Here is a 19,058-nt window from a genome sequence, read left to right as displayed (position 1 = left end):
CCGGTTGGCATCTCTTTCAGCCGGATCATCCCTGTCGTTTTCACCCTGGAAGACCCATGGAATTTGCGATCATCTCCACGTTGAACGGTGTCACATACGGCTTGTTGCTGTTCATGGTATCGGCCGGTCTGACGCTTATCTTCGGCATGATGGGCGTACTCAACTTCGCCCATGCTTCGTTCTACATGTTGGGCGCTTATGTTGCCTATGCCGTATCATCCATTTTTGGCTTCTGGGTCGGGATCGCGGTTGCTCCCATCGTCGTCGGCTTGACTGGCATGGCGGTTGAGCGTTTTCTGCTACCGCGAGTTCATGCCCACGGCCACGCGCATGAGCTTCTCCTGACTTTCGGACTTGCGTTGATGATCGAGGAGCTGATCAAGCTCTTCTTCGGCGACTTCCCTGTCAATTACCAGATGCCGTCTGGCATGCGGTTCTCGGCCTTTCATATATTCGGAGCCGACTATCCCTTCTACCGGATATTCATCGGGGGGATGGCTATCGTGATGTTCACTCTTTTGTGGGTGCTGCTAACGCGAACCCGGATCGGGATCGTCGTGCGCGCCGCCGAACGACTGCCGGCCATGGCCGAAGCGCTCGGTCACAATATTCCGATTGTGTTCATGCTGGTCTTCGGCACAGGGGCGGCGCTTGCGGGCCTTGCCGGAGCTGTTGCAGGGGCATTCTATCCGACCAATCCCAACATGGGGATCGAACTCGGCGTGATTGTGTTCGTGGTAGTGGTCGTCGGCGGCCTCGGTTCGCTCAAGGGCTCACTCGTCGCCTCGCTGCTGATTGGACTGTTCTCGTCCTTCGCCGTCGGGCTCGACTGGTCGCTGGCCGGCCTGTTTGGCTTCGTTGGGCTGGGTGATTGGGCGCGCTCGATCGGCGGGCTGATGACGCTGAAACTGTCGTCGATCAGCGCCACGATCCCCTTCGCGCTGATGCTCCTCGTTCTGCTGGTTCGTCCGGCGGGCTTAATGGGAGAGCGCAACTAAGATGGTATCCATGCGCAAAATCCTTCTTCTCTCCGCCTTGCTTCTGGTTTTGATCGCCGTTCCGCCCCTCCTGGGGATTGGTTGGCAGAATGCATTGGTCAACGTGCTGATCGCGAGCCTCTTTGCGCTTGCTTTCAACCTGCTCATGGGCCAGGCCGGCCTTCTTTCGTTCGGACACGCGGCTTATTTCGGCGTCGGAGCGTTCGCAGCGCTTCACCTGATGCGGGCGATTGAGGGCGGGCTGATGTTCCCGACACCACTCGTACCACTTGCAGGGGGCGCAGTCGGACTTCTGATCGGGCTTATTGCGGGTTATTTTGCCACCATGCGGTCTGGCGTCTATTTTGCTCTTGTAACACTTGCGATTGCCGAGCTCTTTCATTCGTTGGCGCCGCAACTTCAGGGCCTGTTCGGCGGCGAATCCGGTGTGTCGTCAATGCGTATGCCGTGGGGTGGCATTGTCTTTGGCGCGACGATTGAGGTCTACTACCTGACGCTTGCCTGGGTGCTTATCTGCGGGCTGGGTCTCTGGGCCTATACGCGCACGCCGTTTGGTCGTCTGACGCTGGCGCTGCGCGATAACGAACAGCGGGTGCGGTTTCTCGGTTATAGCGCCCACACGGCCAAGGTGATCATCTTCGCCATCTCTGCAATGCTCGCGGCGGTGGCGGGATCGCTGCAGGCAATCTCGAACGAAACGGCAAATTACTCTTTGTTCGCCAGCAGCGTTTCGGCGCAGGTCGTTCTGCAAACCTTCGTCGGCGGCTCGACTGTTTTCTTCGGCCCCGTCGTTGGGGCTGCGGCCTTTACGCTCTTCTCCTTCCTGGTCTCGGACGTCACGCGCTCATGGGTGTTTTATCAGGGTCTCATCTTCGTTCTGGTGATGCTCTATATGCCGACCGGCATCGGTGGCGTCATCCAGCATCATATCCGAAATCGCCAGCGGCTCGACTGGCGGCGGTTGCTCGGCCGCTATCTGTTGGCCTTGTCAGGCGGACTGCTGATTACGGCAGGCGTGGTCTATGTGACGGAAACTGTCTCGGTGCTCTTCGGGGAAGAATATGCAGCTTTGCGGCGCAACGTCACGAATGGACTACCGCACTATAGCCTGTTCGGTGTCATCTGGGATCCGTCCGGCATCGTCACATGGCTGCTTCCCTTAGTCCTTTTCCTTGCGGGCGGACTGCTTCTTGACCGCGCACGACGCGATATCGGTGAACTCTGGGACAGCAAGGATAAGAGTGCAGAGATGCGAACCCGGGAAATCCCAAAAGGAGGTGCGCGATGACTATGAACGAGCAGCCAGTGCTGCGCCTTGCAGGCGTCACCAAGTCCTTCGGCCCCGTCGAGGTGATCAAGGGACTGAACCTCGACATCAGAGCAGGGGAGCGTCATGCGGTGATTGGGCCCAACGGCGCCGGAAAATCGACGCTTTTCAATCTCATCTCGGGCATGTTCGAGCCATCCTCCGGCGAGATCGCTCTCAACGGAAATAGCATTGCCGGCTTGCCGCCGCATCGGATCAACCGAGCAGGACTAGCGCGCTCCTTCCAGATCACCAACATTTTCCACCGGCTCAGCGTCTTCGAAAATCTGCGCATTGGCGTGCTTGCCCGCCACGGCGTTCGTTACGGCCTGTTTCGGCCGGTGTCCGGCATGCGCCGGGTGAACGAAGAGACCGCAGAGATTCTCGCACTTGTGGGACTGGAAACGCACGGCCATGATCTTGCTGGCGACCTAACCTATTCCGAACAGCGCGCACTGGAAATAGGCATGACGCTGACTACGGGCGCAGATGTGATCCTGCTCGATGAGCCGACCGCCGGAATGTCCCGCGAGGAGACCGAGATCGCAATTGATCTCATCCGCACGGTTACGGAAGGCAAGACATTGCTGATGGTCGAGCATGACATGGGCGTCGTCTTTCGGCTTTGTAACCGGGTGTCGGTGCTCGTCTACGGAAACATCATCGCAACAGATACACCGCAGGGTATCAGCATGAACCGTGCGGTACAGGAAGCCTATCTGGGCGAGGAGGCGCTGTGAGTCTGCTGGAAGTTAAGGGGCTGCACGCCCATTATGGCAAGAGCCATATCCTGCATGGCATCGATATGGACGTGCCGGAGGCCGCGATCGTCTCGCTGCTTGGGCGCAACGGCTCGGGTCGTTCCACTTTGCTCAAGGCGATGATGGGGTTGGTTCCACCGAGTGCCGGAAAGGTAACGCTCGCCGGGCGCCCGCTCGCCGGATTAAGGCCTTATGACATCTGCCGACAGGGCATCGGATACGTGCCCGAGGAGCGTCTGGTGTTCCCCAACCTCACCGTCGAGGAAAATCTTGCGATGGGTGTCCAGTTCCGCGCGGCTGGTGCCACGCATCGCTGGTCGGTCGCGGAGATGTACGATTATTTCCCTCGGCTGAAGGAGCGGCGCGCGATCCGCGCCGGTTATCTGTCGGGAGGCGAGCAGCAGATGCTGACCATTTGCCGTTCGCTGCTTGGCAATCCCCGCGTGCTGCTGATCGACGAGCCGACAGAGGGGCTGGCACCCAAGATCGTAGAGGTTGTGATGGAGGTCATCCTCGATATTGGTCGCCGCGGCGTCGCGGTGGTGCTGGTCGAGCAGAAACTGACGATCGCCCTCAAGGTGGCCCGCGAGGTCATGGTCATGGGGCATGGCGAACTGGTATTTCGTGGCACACCGGCGGAACTGGATGCCGCACCCGACATACGCCGCAACTGGCTCGAGGTGGCCTGACGTGGCGTCTTTCCCGAAATTTTCCGGACTGGAATGCAGATGAACATGATCGAAAGAATAAGGCCGCGACCCGGCCTTCGTGTACTCGTGACGGCTGGTGCCTCTGGCATAGGAGCAGCCCTCGCCCTCGCCTTCCTCGATGCCCACGCGAAGGTGCTGATCTGCGATATAGACGAACGCGCAATGGCCGAATTTACAGACGAGAACCCCACAGTCTCCACACTATGCGCTGATGTTTCGGACGAGGCCGAGGTCGATACCCTTATCGCTGCCGTCACCGAGCGTCTCGGCGGACTTGACGTTCTCGTCAACAATGCCGGAATTGCCGGACCCACGGGCGCGATTGACGAGCTGTCGGTTGAAGACATCCGGCGCACCTTCGATGTCGATTTGATGGGGCAGCTCCTGGTGGTTCGTCGTGCCGCAGCGTTGCTGCGCGAGAGCGAAGCCGGTTTGATCCTCAACATATCCTCGGTTGCCGGGCGGCTTGGTTATGCGCTGCGCACACCCTACTCGGCCGCCAAATGGGGCATTGTCGGACTGACGCAGAGCCTGGCCAAGGAAATGGGACCGGACGGTGTCCGCGTGAACGCAATCCTGCCGGGTGTCGTGCGGGGAGCCCGTATTGAGGGTGTGATTCTTGCCCGTGCCGAGGCGTCCGGTCTCAGCTACGACGCCATGGAGCGGCAGTATCTCGCCAATATTTCGCTGCGCCGGATGGTCGAGCCGGAGGATGTGGCGGCGATGGCGTTGTTTCTGGCATCGCCTGGCGGCATCAACATTTCGGGTCAGGCGATCAGCGTCTGCGGCAACGTCGAAAATATATGAGAACAAGGAACAAGACGCTATGGCCAAATCGTCCCGCAAAGTCATCGTGACCTGCGCCATCACCGGCGGCATCCATACCCCGAGCATGTCTGCCTATCTGCCGGTTACGGCCGACGAGATCGCTGCGCAAGCCATCGCGGCGGCAGAGGCGGGCGCTGCGATCCTGCATCTGCACGCGCGTAACCCCGAAGACGGCCGACCGACGCAGGACCCCGCCGCCTTCGCCGCCTTTCTGCCCCGCATCAAGCAGGCAACGGATGCGGTTTTAAACCTCACCACCGGCGGCAGTCCGACGATGTCCGTCGATGAGCGCCTTCAGCCGGCACTGAAATTCGCCCCCGAAGTTGCCTCGCTCAACATGGGCTCGATGAATTTCGGCCTTTACCCGATGCTGGGTCGATATGAAGAATTCGAGCACGATTGGGAAGCGGACTATCTGGAGAAAACCCGCAATACTGTTTTCAAGAACACGTTCAAGGATATCGAGTATATTCTCAAGCATTGCGGCGGCAACGGTACACGGTTCGAGTTTGAATGCTACGACACCAGCCATCTGTACAATCTTGCCCATTTCCGTGATCGCGACCTCATCAAGGGTCCTCTCTTCATTCAGACGGTTTTTGGCATCCTCGGCGGCATCGGAACGCACCCGGACGATGTTTCGCACATGAAGCGCACCGCCGATCGCCTTTTCGGGGACAGCTACGTCTGGTCGGTGCTCGGCGCGGGACGCCACCAGATGCCGGTCACCACGATGGCTGCCGCGATGGGCGGCAATGTCCGTGTTGGGCTTGAGGATTCGCTGTGGGATGGCCCGGGACGACTGGCGGAATCGAATGCCGCGCAGGTTCGCCGCATCCGTCAGGTGCTGGAAGGACTGGGACTGGATATTGCCACGCCAACCGAAGCGCGCGGCATGCTGGCGCTGAAGGGCGGCGATCAGGTGGGTTTCTGACACCTTGGCGATGCGTGGTGTGAACGAGAAGACAACAAATCTTATTGCGGCCACGCAGAAGGATCGGTCGTGTTCCGCTTCTGGGGAGGAGACGTCATGATGAAACCTGTACTGATACGTAGCGCAGTGTTCGCGCTGATCACCACTGCGGCGCTGGCAGGGACGCCGACTTATGCCGGAGACGAGGCCGAGGCCGGATGCAGGATGCTTCGCAATACGGTGTTCGACGCAGGTTACGTCACATCGGCGCGGGTCGTGGATGACGCCGGAAAGACGCCAGCCTATTGCGAGGTCCGCGCCGTGGCTCTGCCCGCCATTTCCATCGAGGTGCGCCTTCCGATGAAAGGCTGGAACGGGCGGTATTATCAGGTTGGCTGCGGTGGCTTCTGCGGCAGTATCGGCGGTCGCAGCGGCTTCGTCAACGCGATGGAGCCAGGGCTGGAACGGGGCTATGCGACCGCGACCACCGACAGTGGCCATCACGGAATGAACTCGATCGACGCCGACTGGGCAGACGGCAACGTCAATGCCGAGCGCGATTGGGGCTGGCGCTCCATTGGTGAAACCAATCGCGTGGCGCAGCTGATGATCAAGGCCTTTTATGACAGGCATTCGGAGCAGGCGATCTTCCAGGGTTGCTCCACCGGCGGGCGCATGGCGAACATGGCGGCTCTGCGCTACCCGGAGATGTTCCAGGGCATCATCTCCGGTGCGCCTGCGCTCAACGAGACCGGCCTCGCCGGTGCAGGCCTCGCCTGGCAGGTGCAGGCGAATACCGGCCCGGACGGTCAACAAATTCTCAAGGCCGACAAGGTCGACCTGATCGCTGCGGAAGTGCTGCGCCAATGCGACGGCGTCGACGGCAAAAAAGACAACATCATCGATGACCCGCGGAAATGCTCGGTCGATCTCTCCACGATCACCTGTAAAGCGGGTGAGGAGGGCAAGGCTTGCATTACACCGGCAGAACGCGAGGTGGTCGAGAAATGGCGGAAGTCGCCGGTCGATTCCTTCGACAAAACGCTCTTCGTTGGAGGTATTCCCGAAGGATCGGAGCCGTTCTGGCGCACATGGCTGACCGGGAACGAAGCCGGTGCGCCGGGACTTAATCCATTGTTCGCACAAGCCTTCGGGTCCTACATGGCCTTCCCGGAGGATCCGGGTCCGGCCTATAAGGCGAAGGCGTTCGATTTTGACAAGGATCCCGCCCGCATGCAGGAAGCTGCGAAGATGTATAATTCCGACGATCCCGACCTTTCCGCGTTTCGTGCGGCGGATGGCAAGATGATCGTCTGGCATGGATGGGCCGATGCCATCGTCTCGCCCTATACGACCATCGATTGGCATGAGGCAGCGAAAAAGGCAGCTGGTGGCGCTGATGTGCTGGCAAAGAACGTGCGCCTATTCATGATACCCGGGCTTGATCACTGCGGCATTGCGGCTGGTCCCAGCGGATTGACGCAGGCTGACCTTGATCCGCTGCAGGCTCTGGAAAACTGGTTGCAGAATGGCGAGGCTCCGCAGAGCCTTAGGGTTCAGAACTGAAAAATTTTTTGGTTGGAAAGCGTGTCGTAATCTATAATGTCCACGACACGCTTTAAGTTTTTGTTTTTGCACGTGTCTTTATCTATCGAAGCGGAAATTATCTTGTAAATGGAAGGTGCTGGAAGATCCATTGCACCACCGCCGCTCTTTTACTTGGATCCTGTACTTGTACTTTGGCGAAAATTCAGATGTCGTCGGAGCGCGCTTTCAAGAGGGCGGTGATGCGTCGGTCACGGTCTTTCCGGATATCATCCATCGACCGATGACCCAACGCCGTCTCGACCGTTGCTGCGACACGCATCTGCAAAGCCTCGTCGAACACAGGTTGGCCAAGTTCGGACCAAAGGCGCTGTTGCATCGGTGAAAATTGTTTCATGAAGCCACGAATACCGTTCTCCCCGCCCGCCAGATGGTAGGTGAGGAATGGTCCCATCAACGCCCAGCGCAGCCCGGGACCATCGGTAACGGCGGTATCGATCTCTTCGGCGGAAGCGACGCCCTCTTCGAGGAGATGGATCGCTTCGCGAAAGATAGCCGCCTGCAGGCGGTTGGCGACATGGCCGAATATCTCCTTGCGCAACCGGATCGGCGTTTTGCCAAGGCTGGCATAGAAGGCTTCAGCCTTGTCGAGTGCCCAGCTCTCCGTAGCAGCCCCGCCGACGATTTCGACCAGCGGAATGAGATGCGGCGGATTGAAGGGGTGGCCAAGGACGACGCGTCCCGGTCGCACGCATGCGCTCTGCATCACCGACACCGTGATCGCCGATGAACTTGAAGCGATCACGACGTTGGGCCGCAATGCCGCATCCATCCGTGCCATAAGCTCAATTTTGGCGGCTTCCCGCTCTATGACGTTCTCTTGAACGAAATCTGCATCGCGGCAGCAGGCGGCAATGTCGGTTGTGAAGGTCAGCTGTCCAGCCGGTCCGCGAGGTTTGAGGGTGGGCAAGAGGCTTGCCACAGTTGCGCGCAGTTCGAATTCGGCATCGTCGCGTAGCTCGCTCGCGATCACGTCCAGGCCGTTTGCAAGAAAGAGTGCGGTCCAGCTTGCACCGATCGTTCCGCAGCCAATTACGGCTACGCGCTTTATGGCATATGCTTCCAAGGTCATGTCTCCGCCTGTCAGTCGTTTCAGACGTAGTTCATGCTCAGAAAGACCTTGTGCGGCGGGTAGTCATGTGTCGCCGCTATATCTATACCACCAAGCAGCGCAGCACCAGAAATGGCGGCCTGAAATGCATTCTTCGTTCTCATTTTCCAGTTTCCTCCCCACCCGACAACGTGCGTCGCCAATGTTGGAAGCTGGAGGTGAGTACGGGACAGAAAGGGGGTGCAAAACGGACAAAGATGTATAGTCTGTTCGAAGCGACGTCGTTTAGAAGCGGGGAGAGAGGCAGTTCGAATGAAGGCTTTCGCACCTTATAAGTTGTTTGCCCTGGTACAGGCGGCTGCGGAGTTTGGTATGCCGCCGGAAATGGTGCTCAGCGGTACGGGTCTCGTTGCTTCGGGTCTGACTGACGGCAAGGTGCACAGCACGGTGGATCAGTACCTTACGGCCTGTTCGAACGTCATTCGTTATTCGCGTGACCTGCGATTACCGATCCGGGTCGGCAAGTCGCTTCATTTATCATCCTATGGTCTCTACGGGTTTGCCCTTATGTGCAGCCCGACGGTTCGATCAGGGTTCGAATTCGCCGTCAAATATCATGGTCTTGCCACGCCGGTCTTCCAGATAGCCTGGGAGATCAGGGAAGGGCATTTCGTCTGGACATTTCCAGACGAGCATCGACGGGCCTATACGAGACCGCAACGTACATTCCTGATGATCCAGCAACTGGCGCAGCATGTCACTCACGTGAAGGATATTGCGCATGCCGACCGAAAGCCGATCCGCATCAATGTCACGCTCGATACCGTGGAGCTAAAGTCCCTGCTCGAGCAGGAATTTGGATGTCCCGTGGTGTTTTCGGCCGAACGCACCGAAATTACCTACGAAATGTCCATCCTTGACGACCGTCCTCCGCTTACCAATCCGGTGACCCATGCCATGTTGCTCGAATTCTGCGAGACGCTGATAGGACCGGTACCGGAAAAATGCGGATTGGCAGGGCAGGTTTCTCGGATTTTCATGGAAAGTGCCGCTAAATTTCCTTCGATGGAGGCGGTTGCCGATAGTCTAGCCATGTCGCCTCGAACCCTTCGTCGGCGATTGATGGAAGAGGATACATCCTATTCAGCATTGCTCGATCAGGTGCGCAACAAACTGGCGCAGCGCTGTCTGAAGGCGAACACATTCACGGTCGATGATATCGCTGAACTTCTCGGCTTTTCGGACGCCGCCAACTTTCGGGCATCGTTCAAACGCTGGAATGGCCTGACGCCGTCTGACTATAGAGCGCGGCTTTGTTGCACAAATTGAATTTGAAAATTGGTTGGGTTTGTTTGCACTATTTGAGCTATTTTGTTTAGGCGCGGTCCATCCACCTGCCTAATGTGTCGGAAAGTCTCAAAACGCAACACATTTCCTCTTCGTATTCGAACGTATGGTCTGGGACACTTCCCTCCCGCCGAACTTAGCCTTACATCTATAAATGCCAGCATCGTTGACGCCGTGCATGCGGCAAAGCTCCGAGAACTGTACGTCCGCCTCGTGCTCCTTCAGAATGCCGAAAATCTGTTCGTCTGTGAAACGGTTGCCCTCATTTCCTGGTCCTTTCAAGCGGCCAGAGCTTACTTCAATATGGATTATGTCAACGGGCAAGGTCAGACCGTCGAACGTTAACATTAGACCTAGACGCAAACGATGACAGCTGCTGCGATTGAGGAGCGACTATCAGACCTTGTCGAAGCTAGGGATCTCGTCGAGAGCTTCCACGAGATGCTGCGGCGCATGTCTGAAGAGGATTTGGATGCGCAGCAAGAAGCTTGGTCGTGTCATTCACTAACGGCATAATCCGCGACAAAGCTGCGGTTCAGAATGCAATAACATCACAGTGGTCGATCGGGCAGACAGAAGGTCAGATCAACAAACTCAAGCCCATCAAACGGTAGATGTACGGGCGTGGAAAATTCGATCTGCTTGAAGCACGTGTCGTCGGGCACGCTGATAACATCGAGGGTGCGTCAGACCCCCGTTTGGATGCCGATACCCCATGGAATGGGGTTCTTATTCCAAGCTTAATGGCAATTTGTCTTTGCGATTGGATTGCGGTCGCACGGGCGCACCCACTTTTTCTGATGCGAAATTATCTGCCACTAAACTCGCTGAAGTTTAATCCGAGGCATTCAACAAGTCTCGTGCCCGCCTCATTATGCGTTGCACAATAAGCGTGATGCACCCATATAATTTAGAGCACGTCCATTGAACGCGGAATCGGGTTGAGGATTCCCCTGGCTTCCGAATTCTGATTCTATCGCTTCGACTGGTGATTTGGTCGGAGGCAATATGCCCCGAGCTTTCAGTGATGATTTGCGTAGCCGCGTTCTGGCTGCGTCACGCGATGGCATGTCGGCGAGATCGGCGGCAGCCAGATTTGGAATTGGCATTTCAACGGCCATCGCCTGGATTGCCAGCGCACGGGCGGGCCAGTTGACGCCTGCCAAGCAGGGCCGACGCGGTGGTTCACGCCTCGATGCTCACGAGGACTTCATCATCCGCATAATCGAAGAGGAAAAGGATATCACGCTCAACGAGATGGTTCTGCGATTGCGCGAGGACAGAGCCGTATCGATCGGCGCAGCGCGCTTGACGTCTGGCTGCAAAAGCGCGGCTGGACTTTCAAAAAAAGACCGCGCATGCACTGGAGCAGGAGCGTCCTGACCTGCTGAAACGTCGTCAGGATTGGTTCGACGACCAACTCGATCTCGATCCGGCGCGGCTCGTCTTCATCGATGAAACCGGCCTGAGCACGAAGATGTCCCGGCTTCGTGGACGGGCCCCTTGCGGAGATAGATGCCGCTCACCGGTCCCGCACGGCCATTGGAAGACGACGACGTTTACCGGAGCCCTCAGGCTATCTGGAATGACCGCACCCATGGTTTTGGACGGCGCGATGAACGGGGTAGCATTCCAGGCCTATGTCCAGCAGGTTCTCATTCCAACCTTGGTGCCGGGCGACATCGTCATCATGGATAATCTGCCTGCACACAAAGCGGAAGGAGTACGTCACGCAATCGAAGACGCCGGATGCCGGTTGCTTTACCTTCCTCCATACAGTCCCGACTTCAACCCAATCGAGAAGGCATTCGCGAAGCTCAAGGCCGTCTTGCGCGCAAAAGCCGAGCGAACGATCGACGGCTTATGGAATACCGTTGGCCAAATCGTTACGCTGTTCGAACCACAAGAATGCGCCAACTACTTCAAATCGTGCGGATATGACCCCCAGTAAAGCGGACGCGCTCTAGGGTCAGGACCTATTAAATAACTTGCACCTCTGCGGAGGCTTTGATTCATTTGGATCGAAAGGAGTTCCGCGATGAGTGAGTTACTGTTGTTTTCAGAGGTGCAGATGCGCGGCATCGAACCGTATTTTCCGCTGTCGCACGGCATTCCGCGCGTTGATGACCGTCTAATTTTGAGTGGCATCATCTTTGTTTTGCGCAATGGGCTGCGTTGGCGTGACGCACCGAGAGAATACGGTCCACACAAGACGATCTATAACCGTTTCATCCGGTGGAGTAGGCTGGGCGTGTTCAACCGCATTCTTGCCGAACTGACCGCCAAACGCGGTAAGCTCGAACAACTGATGATCGACGCCACCCACTTGAAAGCCCACCGTACCGCAGCCAGTCTGCTAAAAAAGGGGATGTTCCCAGACGTATTGGGCGGACCAAAGGCGGGCTGAACTCTAAGCTGCATGCCGTCTGCGATGATCACGGTCGACCACTCATCCTGCTTCTGAGCGAAGGGCAGATGAGCGATTATAAAGGAGCGGCAAAGATGCTTCCCGCGTTTCCAAGGCCAAATCCCTGTTGGCTGACAAGGGGTATGACGCCGACTGGTTTCGAGACGCCTTGGCAGCCCGTAAGATTACCGCGTGCATTCCATCTCGGGCAAACCGCAAACTCGCCATCCCGTATGACCCGATGCTCTATAAAAAGCGCCACAAAATCGAAAACATGTTCGGCAAGCTTAAGGACTGGAGGAGAATTCATACACGATACGACCCATGCGCCCACGCATTCTTCTCAAGCATATGCATCGCTGCAGCCGTGATCTTCTGGCTTGGATTTAACGAGTCCTGACCCTAGAAAGCAGACTCATTAATTGATGCGATCCATATTCTTGTCGCAGTGAGCTTGAGCGCCGCAAGGTAGTTGTCTGTGCGTCGATCATATCGTGTGGCCAAGCCGCGCATCTGTTTGAGACGATTGAAGAACCGCTCGACGAGATTGCGCTGACGATAGACCCAACGGCTGAAGCTGAAGATCTGTTTGCGATTGGCTTTTGCAGGAATGTTCGCCCAGCATTTGCGTTGTTTGGCGATGTTACGAATAGCATCGGTGTCATATGCCTTGTCGGCAAGGATCGTTGCTCCGGGCTGAACGTCACTCAGCAGCTTTTCAGCCATGGAGGCATCAGCAGCCTGACCTGCGGTTAATTCCAGGCTAACCGGCAAGCCATCAGCATCGACAAGTGCATGGATTTTGGTTGTCAGGCCGCCACGCGAGCGTCCCATGCAAGGATCTGCAGATCTCCCTTTTTAGCGTTGGTACCGTGTTGGTGAACGCGGATACAGGATGAATCGATCATCACGATATCGCCGTCGTAACGCTTTGAAACGGCGTCTAGAAGGTGATCCCAGATACCTGCTTTGCACAAGCGGGAAAACCGATTGTAGAGCGTCGTGCGCGGTCCATAACGTTCCGGCACGTCGCGCCAGGACGATCCCGTTCTGAAGCGCCACAGGATGCCGTTGATCACTCGACGGTCATCAACTCTTTCAATCCCACTGGTGTTGGTCGGCAGAAGCGGCGCGGTGACAGCCCATTCTTCGTCGCTCAATTCGTGACGGCAAATGGCAATCTCCTTTCAAAGAGAGTGAATCACACACCATTACGAAGAGGAACCACGCTTATGGGGACACGGCCTAAATTTTAAGGCGACACCACCGATTGCCCCCCATGGCATTCCAGGCTCGCCACTGTTTGTGCTACCAGCTCGGCACGGGCCATTTTTGTATGCTGTTTTCAGTTAAGGAGCGACCTTTGCGCAAGTCTGGCCAGATATTGCTCCCATACATCAGGATTGACCAGCGAATTTGGCCTTTCGCCGGAAAGCAGCTGATCTATCGATTCAACCGATTGCATGCTCATCCTTCGACTGGCTTCTCGCGTGCCGCCAGCGATATGAGGTGTCAGGAAGATATTTGGGATCTTTAAAAAGGGGTGATCTGGCCGGATCGGCTCCGGCTCAAAGACATCGATTGCGGCAGCGGCAGGGCGTCCCTTCGACAAGGCGTCGATCAGAGCGGTTTCATCGACAAGATCGCCCCTTCCGGCATTGATCAGAAGCGAACCCGGCTTCATCAAGCCAAGCAGTGATTCATCCACGATGCCACGCGTCCGCGCTGTTGACGGCATATGCAGGCTGACGATATCGGCGCGAGCAAATAAGTCGGCAAGCGAAACCGATAAAATATCCTCGTCAGCGGGCATGGGACTGCGGTTGTAGCCGATCGTCTGCATGCCGAAGCCGTAGCGCATGGCGCGGGCCACGCCGCGCCCGATGCGCCCGCAGCCGACAATACCGATGGTCTTGCCAGCTAGCTCTATGCCCTCGTAGCCATTTCTTGACGACCAGCCTTCTGTGCGGAAACGTTGATCGATGTCGCCATAATTACGCGCCAGTATAAGTGTGGTGGCGACGACATGTTCGACAACGGATTGCTTGTTTGCTTCCAGCAGATTGGCGACGGCAACGCACTTCGCAGTTGCGGCCTCCACCGGAATGAAATCCAGCCCGACCCCATGCCGTACGCACGCAAGTATACGGCCTGCGGCATTGAATATATCATCTGGGAGCTTGTTGCGCACGATGATTCCATCCGCATCGACGATCATCCGCCGCAATGTGCCAATGCTGCCATCAGAAACCGCTTCGTAGTCGTAGGACTGGCGGAGCACGTCTTCGGCATCGGGGTGCAGAGGGCTGGTGGCGACGATACGGAAACGGGTGGACATGGATACTCTCCTGGATCAAGTGGTTTTAAGGCGTGTGATCAGGCTCGATGTGTCCCACCTTCTTCCACCGGACTTTTCGACGTCGGCGTAAAACTGGTCAACAAGCGATGTGACCGGCAGGGAAGCACCGTTACGGCGCGCTTCGTCAAGGCATATGCCCAGATCCTTGCGCATCAGCTCGACTGCAAATCCGAATTCGAACTCCCCACTATTCATCGTGGTGCCCCGGTTCTGCATCTGCCAAGAACCCGCGGCTCCTTGCGATACGACATCGAGCATTGCATCGACATCAAGGCCCGCCGTCTGGCAAAAATGAATGCCTTCGGAAAGCGCCTGAACAAGCCCGGCAATGCAGATCTGGTTGGCCATCTTGGTCAGCTGGCCCGCGCCGGACGGTCCCATCAGCCTGCAAGCGCGAGCAAAGGCAGTAATCGCTTTTTCAGCGCGGTCGTAGTCAGATTGAACGCCGCCGCACATGACCGTCAGCGCTCCATTGCGCGCCCCTGCCTCGCCGCCGGAAACAGGAGCGTCGATGAAGCCAATGCCGCGCTCCTGGGCTGCTTTGTTAAGTCTCCGGGCCAGATCGGCGGACGCGGTCGTATGATCGACGAAGAGCGTACCTGCCGTCATGGCTTGAAAGGCGCCTTCGTCGCCCAGCGTCACCTGTTCGAGGTCACGATCTTTACCCACGCAGGCCATGACGATATCCTGCCCCTGTGCCAACGCTTGCGGTGTCTCGGCCTGCCGGCCTCCATTTTCGGCCACCCAGGCAGAAGCCTTGGAAGCAGTTCTGTTGTAGACGGTGATCTCATGACCTGCCGCTGCAAGATGGCGTGCCATGTGGTATCCCATAACCCCCAATCCTATAAAACCGATCTTCATCTGTTTTCCTTTCGTTATGTTTGTCTTCCGCAGATCAGGGTCAACGCGCCCTGCGGGTGGGGTCCAGCCGTGATCGCAGGGATTCGCCAAGGCCATTATAGGCAAGCGCAGTAAGGAGGATCGCGATGCCGGGCACATACATCTGCTCCGGTGCTATCTCCATGTAGGTATAGCCGCGTGCAAGCATCTGGCCCCAACTCGGCCATGGCGGCTGTACGCCAAGACCGAGGAAGCTGAGGCTCGCTTCCGCGAGAAGAGCACCGGCCAGCATAAGCGTGACCTGCACGATGACGGGCTGGATGGCATTAGGGACGATGTGGCGCAAAATGATTCGAGGCACGGACATGCCGAAGCTGCGCGATGCGTCGACATAAAGCTCGTTCTTGACGACGATCGTCTGGATGCGGATCAGGCGGGCGATATTGGGCGCAAAGACGATGCCGACCGCAATCATCGCATTGGTCAATCCGATCCCCAGCGCGCCGGTAACGGCGACAGCAAGGACGATGCCGGGAAAGGACAGCAACGTGTCTATCACCCGGCTGACGACGCTGTCGAACCAGCCGCCGAGATAGCCGGCGAGCATTCCAAGCGGCAGCCCGATCGTCAGGCCCACTGCGACGGCAAGGCAGCTGGCATAAAGGCTCATCGGTGTGCCGTATACGAGACGCGCAAAGACATCACGACCAAGGTCGTCTGTTCCCAGCCAATGGTTGGCGTCAGGCGGAGCCAGAAAGTCCATGGTCTGCTCGATCGGCGAATGCGGCGTAATCAGCGGTGCCAGCAGCGAGAATGCTACCAGCATCACGAGATAGCCCAGGCAGAGCGTTGCTCGCAGATCCTGTCCCAGCCAGCGCAATGCGGAGCCTAGCGGTCGAGATGAGGCGGATGATTGCGTCATTTCGGTCATGCCTTTTTCATGCGGGGGTCAAGCATTGTGTAGAGCAGATCGATGATCAGGTTCATCCCTATAACCATGAGCACAAGCACAAAGACTGCACCCTGAACGATCGGAAAATCCTTGTTGATCGCGGCATTGACGATCATCGATCCTGCACCGGGTATGGCAAACACCGCCTCAGTCGCGACCGTCGCACCCAATGTGTGATTGAACACGAGACCAATGACGGTCAGCAACGTGAGCGCTGCGTTCCGTAAGCCGTGCTTCCAGAGAATAAGCGTCGGTGGCAGCCCCTTGGCGCGCAGGGTTCGCACATATTGCGATTGCAGGACTTCGATGAGGGAGCTGCGAAGCTGGCGTGCGATTTCTGCGATCCCGGCCGTGGCAAGTGTTGCGGCTGGCAGGGCCGCATGATGCAGGGCGCCCCAGAAATCCTCGGTGATCGGCTTGGCCCCGGTGGTCGGAAACCATCCGAAGCCCAGGGCGAAGATACTGACGAGGATCATTCCCAGCCAGAAATTCGGTACGGCGACGCCAAGCGATGCGATGCTCGTCACGGCACGGTCGACCCATCCATCCGCGCGTGTTGCAGCTATGATGCCAAGCGGCACGCCGACGAGGATGGAAATGACGAGGGCCAGCCCGGCGATCAGCAGGGTCGACGGCAACCGCCGGGCGATTTCGTCCATGACCGGCAGGCCCGTGAGCAGCGATGTCGACAGATCGCCGTGGAAGGCGTTCCAGAGCCAGGTGCCGTACTGCTCCCACAACGGCCGATCAAGCCCCAGCGTCTGGCGTATCGCCTCAATAGATTCGGCTGTCGCGTATTCACCGGCAATCGTGGCAGCGGGATCGCCAGGTACCAGCTGGATCAGGCCGAAGATGGCGAGCGTCGACATTGCGGCGACCGGCAGGGCCTGTAACAGACGCCAGAAAAGAACACGGGGAAGATGAGACCCGCTCATTTGTCACCTGCTTCCTGTTCCGCCGGGCTGCGGAACGTCTCTGCGTAATGGCATGCGCTGGCGTGCCCGGGAGACAGTTCGCGAAGCGGCGGTGTCTCGGCCGCGCAAAGCCCGGTTGCATAGCGACAGCGCGTTCGGAAACGGCATCCCGAAGGTGGGTTCATCGGGCTCGGTAACTCTCCTTCCAGCACGATCCGCCGGTCTGGCCGCATCGATGATGGCAAGGCAACCGGCTCGGCCGACAGCAGCGCTTCGGTGTATGGATGGAGGTACTCCTTTGCCAGCCGTTCGGCGGGCGCGATCTCGACGATCCGGCCGAGATACATGACGGCGATCGTATCGCTTATATGCTCCACCACGCTGATATTGTGCGTGATGAAGAAGTAGGTGAGGCCGAATTCCTGCTGAAGCTCCGCAAGGAGATTGAGGATCTCTGCCTGTATCGAAACGTCGAGTGCTGCAACCGCTTCGTCGCAGACGATCAGCGAGGGGCGCAGTGTCAGAACGCGCGCGATGCAGGCACGTTGTTTCTGGCCGCCCGAAAGCTGGTGCGGGTAGAGCCCGGCAAAGGCCTCGCCCAGGCCGACGCGGGTCATCATCTCCAGAGCGTTGGCATTGCGCTCGTCGGACGTGCCAATTGACGCGGCATCGAGAGGCTCTCGCACGGATTTCAGGATCGTCATGCGTGGGTTGAGGGCGGCTGCCGGGTCTTGGAAGACGATCTGGTATTGTCGGCGATGTTCGTGCAACTGGCGGCGCGGCATCTCGTAGGGGTTGATGCCTTCATGCACGATCTGGCCTTCGGCAGGTCGTTCCAGGCAGACGATGGCACGGCCGAGTGTGGATTTGCCTGATCCAGACTCGCCGATGAGGCCGAAGGTCTCTCCCTTCCGCACGTTGACGCTTACATCGTCGACGGCGGTCAGAACTTTTCCCCGCCCGACGGGAAAGCGCACGGAAACATTTTGCGCCGCGATGATCGGCATCGCCAACTTTTCGGCATGGGTCATGACAACACTCCGGGCAGGGAAAGTTCCTGCGCACGCCAGCAGCGGGCGAGACCGCCCTCCGGCTGCGGCGCCAACATCTGCCGCTCCTTGCAAGAGGGCGTCGAATGCCGGCATCGCCCTTCGAAACGACAGCCGTCGGAAAATTCTCCCGGTCTGGGAACCCGGCCGGGAATGGAAGGCAATCGTGCTTTCCTTGGCGTGAATGATGGAAGAGATCGCAGCAGACCGGATGTATAGGGATGGCGGGGACGCGTGAGCATGTCGTCGCTCACTCCCGTTTCGACCACCTCACCCGCATACATGGTGACAATCCGGCTGCACGTCTGCGAGACGAGTCCAAGGTCGTGGCTGATGAAGAGCATGGCCATGCCGGAACGCGCGCTGAGCTCGCCCAGAACGTCCATGATCTGCGCCTGTACGGTAACGTCGAGCGCAGTCGTCGGCTCGTCGGCGATCAGCAGATCTGGTTCGCAACTGATCGCCATGGCGATCATTGCTCGTTGGCGCATTCCGCCCGACAGCTCGTGCGGATAGGCGTCATAGCGTGTGGCGGGTTCGGGAATGCCCACCTTGGTCAGCGCTTCGATAGCGCGATCACGCGCCTCGGCCCGGCCAATGCGGAAATGCGTTCGCAAGGTTTCGCTGATTTGCTCGCCGATCGTGAAGATCGGATCGAGCGCGCTCATGGGTTCCTGAAAGATCATGCCGATACGGCGGCCGCGGATGCGGCGCCACTGCCGCTCGGAAAGCGACAGCAGATCTTCGCCGGCAAAGAGGATGCGTCCGGCAAAACGGCTGGTTCGCAGTGGTAACAGACCCATCAATGCAAGGCCGGTGACCGTTTTGCCGCATCCGCTTTCCCCTACCAGTCCCACACATTCACCGGGTCGAATGGCGAATGTCACGTCGCGCACGACGGAAAGTGGATGGCGCGCGGTGTGGAAGTTGATGCCGAGACCTTGCACGTCCAGAAGAGGAGATGGCACCGTTTCTTCGGTGCGGGTCTGACTTGGCTTGTCTATGTCGGTTATCATTA

General features: G+C 58.0%; 17 protein-coding genes and 3 pseudogenes. 10 read left to right on the top strand and 10 right to left on the bottom strand.

Features of this window, described 5'->3' with window-relative positions; all coding sequences use genetic code 11:
* Positions 1-56: 56 nt before the first annotated feature.
* From AAIB41_RS15535 to AAIB41_RS15505, 7 genes are all read left to right on the top strand, one after another.
* Entirely contained in the window at positions 57-998 is a 942-nt protein-coding gene (locus tag AAIB41_RS15535) for a branched-chain amino acid ABC transporter permease (RefSeq protein WP_343314931.1), read from the top strand.
* A 1-nt stretch (position 999) separates the two neighbouring features.
* Complete coding sequence (locus AAIB41_RS15530) at positions 1,000-2,286, top strand: branched-chain amino acid ABC transporter permease (protein ID WP_343314930.1); 1,287 nt, start codon at positions 1,000-1,002, stop codon at positions 2,284-2,286.
* 2 nt (positions 2,287-2,288) lie between these two features.
* On the top strand, positions 2,289-3,044 hold the full coding sequence (locus AAIB41_RS15525) for an ABC transporter ATP-binding protein (RefSeq protein ID WP_343316099.1): 756 nt from the start codon (positions 2,289-2,291) through the stop codon (positions 3,042-3,044).
* Positions 3,045-3,046: 2 nt separating this feature from the next.
* Positions 3,047-3,754 (top strand): ABC transporter ATP-binding protein, encoded by a 708-nt coding sequence (locus AAIB41_RS15520; protein WP_343316098.1) that lies wholly within the window; start codon positions 3,047-3,049, stop codon positions 3,752-3,754.
* 39 nt (positions 3,755-3,793) lie between these two features.
* A complete protein-coding gene (locus AAIB41_RS15515) occupies positions 3,794-4,582 on the top strand; it encodes an SDR family oxidoreductase (protein WP_343314929.1) in 789 nt (262 codons plus the stop codon).
* Positions 4,583-4,601: 19 nt separating this feature from the next.
* The gene (locus tag AAIB41_RS15510) at positions 4,602-5,537 is read left to right on the top strand and encodes a 3-keto-5-aminohexanoate cleavage protein (RefSeq protein WP_343314928.1); all 936 of its coding nucleotides are present in this window, start codon (positions 4,602-4,604) and stop codon (positions 5,535-5,537) included.
* Positions 5,538-5,633: 96 nt separating this feature from the next.
* Positions 5,634-7,082, top strand: a complete 1,449-nt coding sequence (locus AAIB41_RS15505; RefSeq protein ID WP_343314927.1) for a tannase/feruloyl esterase family alpha/beta hydrolase — start codon at positions 5,634-5,636, stop codon at positions 7,080-7,082.
* A 184-nt stretch (positions 7,083-7,266) separates the two neighbouring features.
* Here AAIB41_RS15505 and AAIB41_RS15500 read toward each other — a convergent pair whose 3' ends face one another.
* Together AAIB41_RS15500 and AAIB41_RS15495 are read right to left on the bottom strand one after the other, a co-directional pair.
* Positions 7,267-8,193, bottom strand: a complete 927-nt coding sequence (locus tag AAIB41_RS15500) for a 3-hydroxyacyl-CoA dehydrogenase NAD-binding domain-containing protein (RefSeq protein ID WP_343314926.1) — start codon at positions 8,191-8,193, stop codon at positions 7,267-7,269.
* A 20-nt stretch (positions 8,194-8,213) separates the two neighbouring features.
* Complete coding sequence (locus AAIB41_RS15495) at positions 8,214-8,336, bottom strand: hypothetical protein (protein WP_343314925.1); 123 nt, start codon at positions 8,334-8,336, stop codon at positions 8,214-8,216.
* Between the two features lie 148 nt (positions 8,337-8,484).
* On the opposite strand from AAIB41_RS15495, the gene AAIB41_RS15490 reads away from it, so the two are divergent.
* The gene (locus AAIB41_RS15490; RefSeq protein ID WP_343314924.1) at positions 8,485-9,501 is read left to right on the top strand and encodes an AraC family transcriptional regulator ligand-binding domain-containing protein; all 1,017 of its coding nucleotides are present in this window, start codon (positions 8,485-8,487) and stop codon (positions 9,499-9,501) included.
* 129 nt (positions 9,502-9,630) lie between these two features.
* On the opposite strand, the pseudogene AAIB41_RS15485 reads toward AAIB41_RS15490, so the two are convergent.
* Positions 9,631-9,801 (bottom strand): annotated as a pseudogene (locus tag AAIB41_RS15485) (transposase); the annotation flags it as partial.
* A 726-nt stretch (positions 9,802-10,527) separates the two neighbouring features.
* Here AAIB41_RS15485 and AAIB41_RS15480 point away from each other — a divergent pair.
* Both AAIB41_RS15480 and AAIB41_RS15475 read left to right on the top strand, forming a co-directional pair.
* Positions 10,528-11,470, top strand: a pseudogene (locus AAIB41_RS15480) (IS630 family transposase).
* 87 nt (positions 11,471-11,557) lie between these two features.
* Positions 11,558-12,326: pseudogene (locus AAIB41_RS15475) on the top strand (IS5 family transposase).
* Positions 12,327-12,328: 2 nt separating this feature from the next.
* Here AAIB41_RS15475 and AAIB41_RS15470 read toward each other — a convergent pair.
* From AAIB41_RS15470 to AAIB41_RS15440, 7 genes are all read right to left on the bottom strand, one after another.
* Positions 12,329-13,107 (bottom strand): IS5 family transposase gene (locus AAIB41_RS15470; RefSeq protein ID WP_343316097.1). Its coding sequence is split into 2 segments (ribosomal slippage): positions 12,329-12,772 and positions 12,775-13,107, totalling 777 coding nucleotides; the frame shifts between segments, so codons are not numbered across the junction.
* A 164-nt stretch (positions 13,108-13,271) separates the two neighbouring features.
* Complete coding sequence (locus AAIB41_RS15465) at positions 13,272-14,264, bottom strand: hydroxyacid dehydrogenase (protein ID WP_343314923.1); 993 nt, start codon at positions 14,262-14,264, stop codon at positions 13,272-13,274.
* Between the two features lie 15 nt (positions 14,265-14,279).
* On the bottom strand, positions 14,280-15,242 hold the full coding sequence (locus tag AAIB41_RS15460; protein WP_343314922.1) for an NAD(P)-dependent oxidoreductase: 963 nt from the start codon (positions 15,240-15,242) through the stop codon (positions 14,280-14,282).
* Entirely contained in the window at positions 15,187-16,047 is an 861-nt protein-coding gene (locus tag AAIB41_RS15455) for an ABC transporter permease (protein WP_343316096.1), read from the bottom strand. The genes AAIB41_RS15460 and AAIB41_RS15455 overlap by 56 nt, the downstream gene beginning before the upstream one ends.
* Before the next feature lie 5 nt (positions 16,048-16,052).
* Entirely contained in the window at positions 16,053-17,012 is a 960-nt protein-coding gene (locus AAIB41_RS15450) for an ABC transporter permease (RefSeq protein WP_343314921.1), read from the bottom strand.
* Positions 17,009-18,022, bottom strand: coding sequence for an oligopeptide/dipeptide ABC transporter ATP-binding protein (locus tag AAIB41_RS15445; RefSeq protein WP_343314920.1), 1,014 nt, complete (start codon positions 18,020-18,022; stop codon positions 17,009-17,011). The genes AAIB41_RS15450 and AAIB41_RS15445 overlap by 4 nt, the downstream gene beginning before the upstream one ends.
* On the bottom strand, positions 18,019-19,056 hold the full coding sequence (locus AAIB41_RS15440) for an ABC transporter ATP-binding protein (protein WP_343314919.1): 1,038 nt from the start codon (positions 19,054-19,056) through the stop codon (positions 18,019-18,021). The genes AAIB41_RS15445 and AAIB41_RS15440 overlap by 4 nt, the downstream gene beginning before the upstream one ends.
* Positions 19,057-19,058 lie beyond the last annotated feature (2 nt).

The organism is Brucella sp. BE17 (assembly GCF_039545455.1).
Lineage (GTDB): Bacteria > Pseudomonadota > Alphaproteobacteria > Rhizobiales > Rhizobiaceae > Brucella.
The sequence above is the reverse complement of the archived record's forward strand: the minus strand, read 5'-3'. Positions and strand labels throughout refer to the sequence as shown.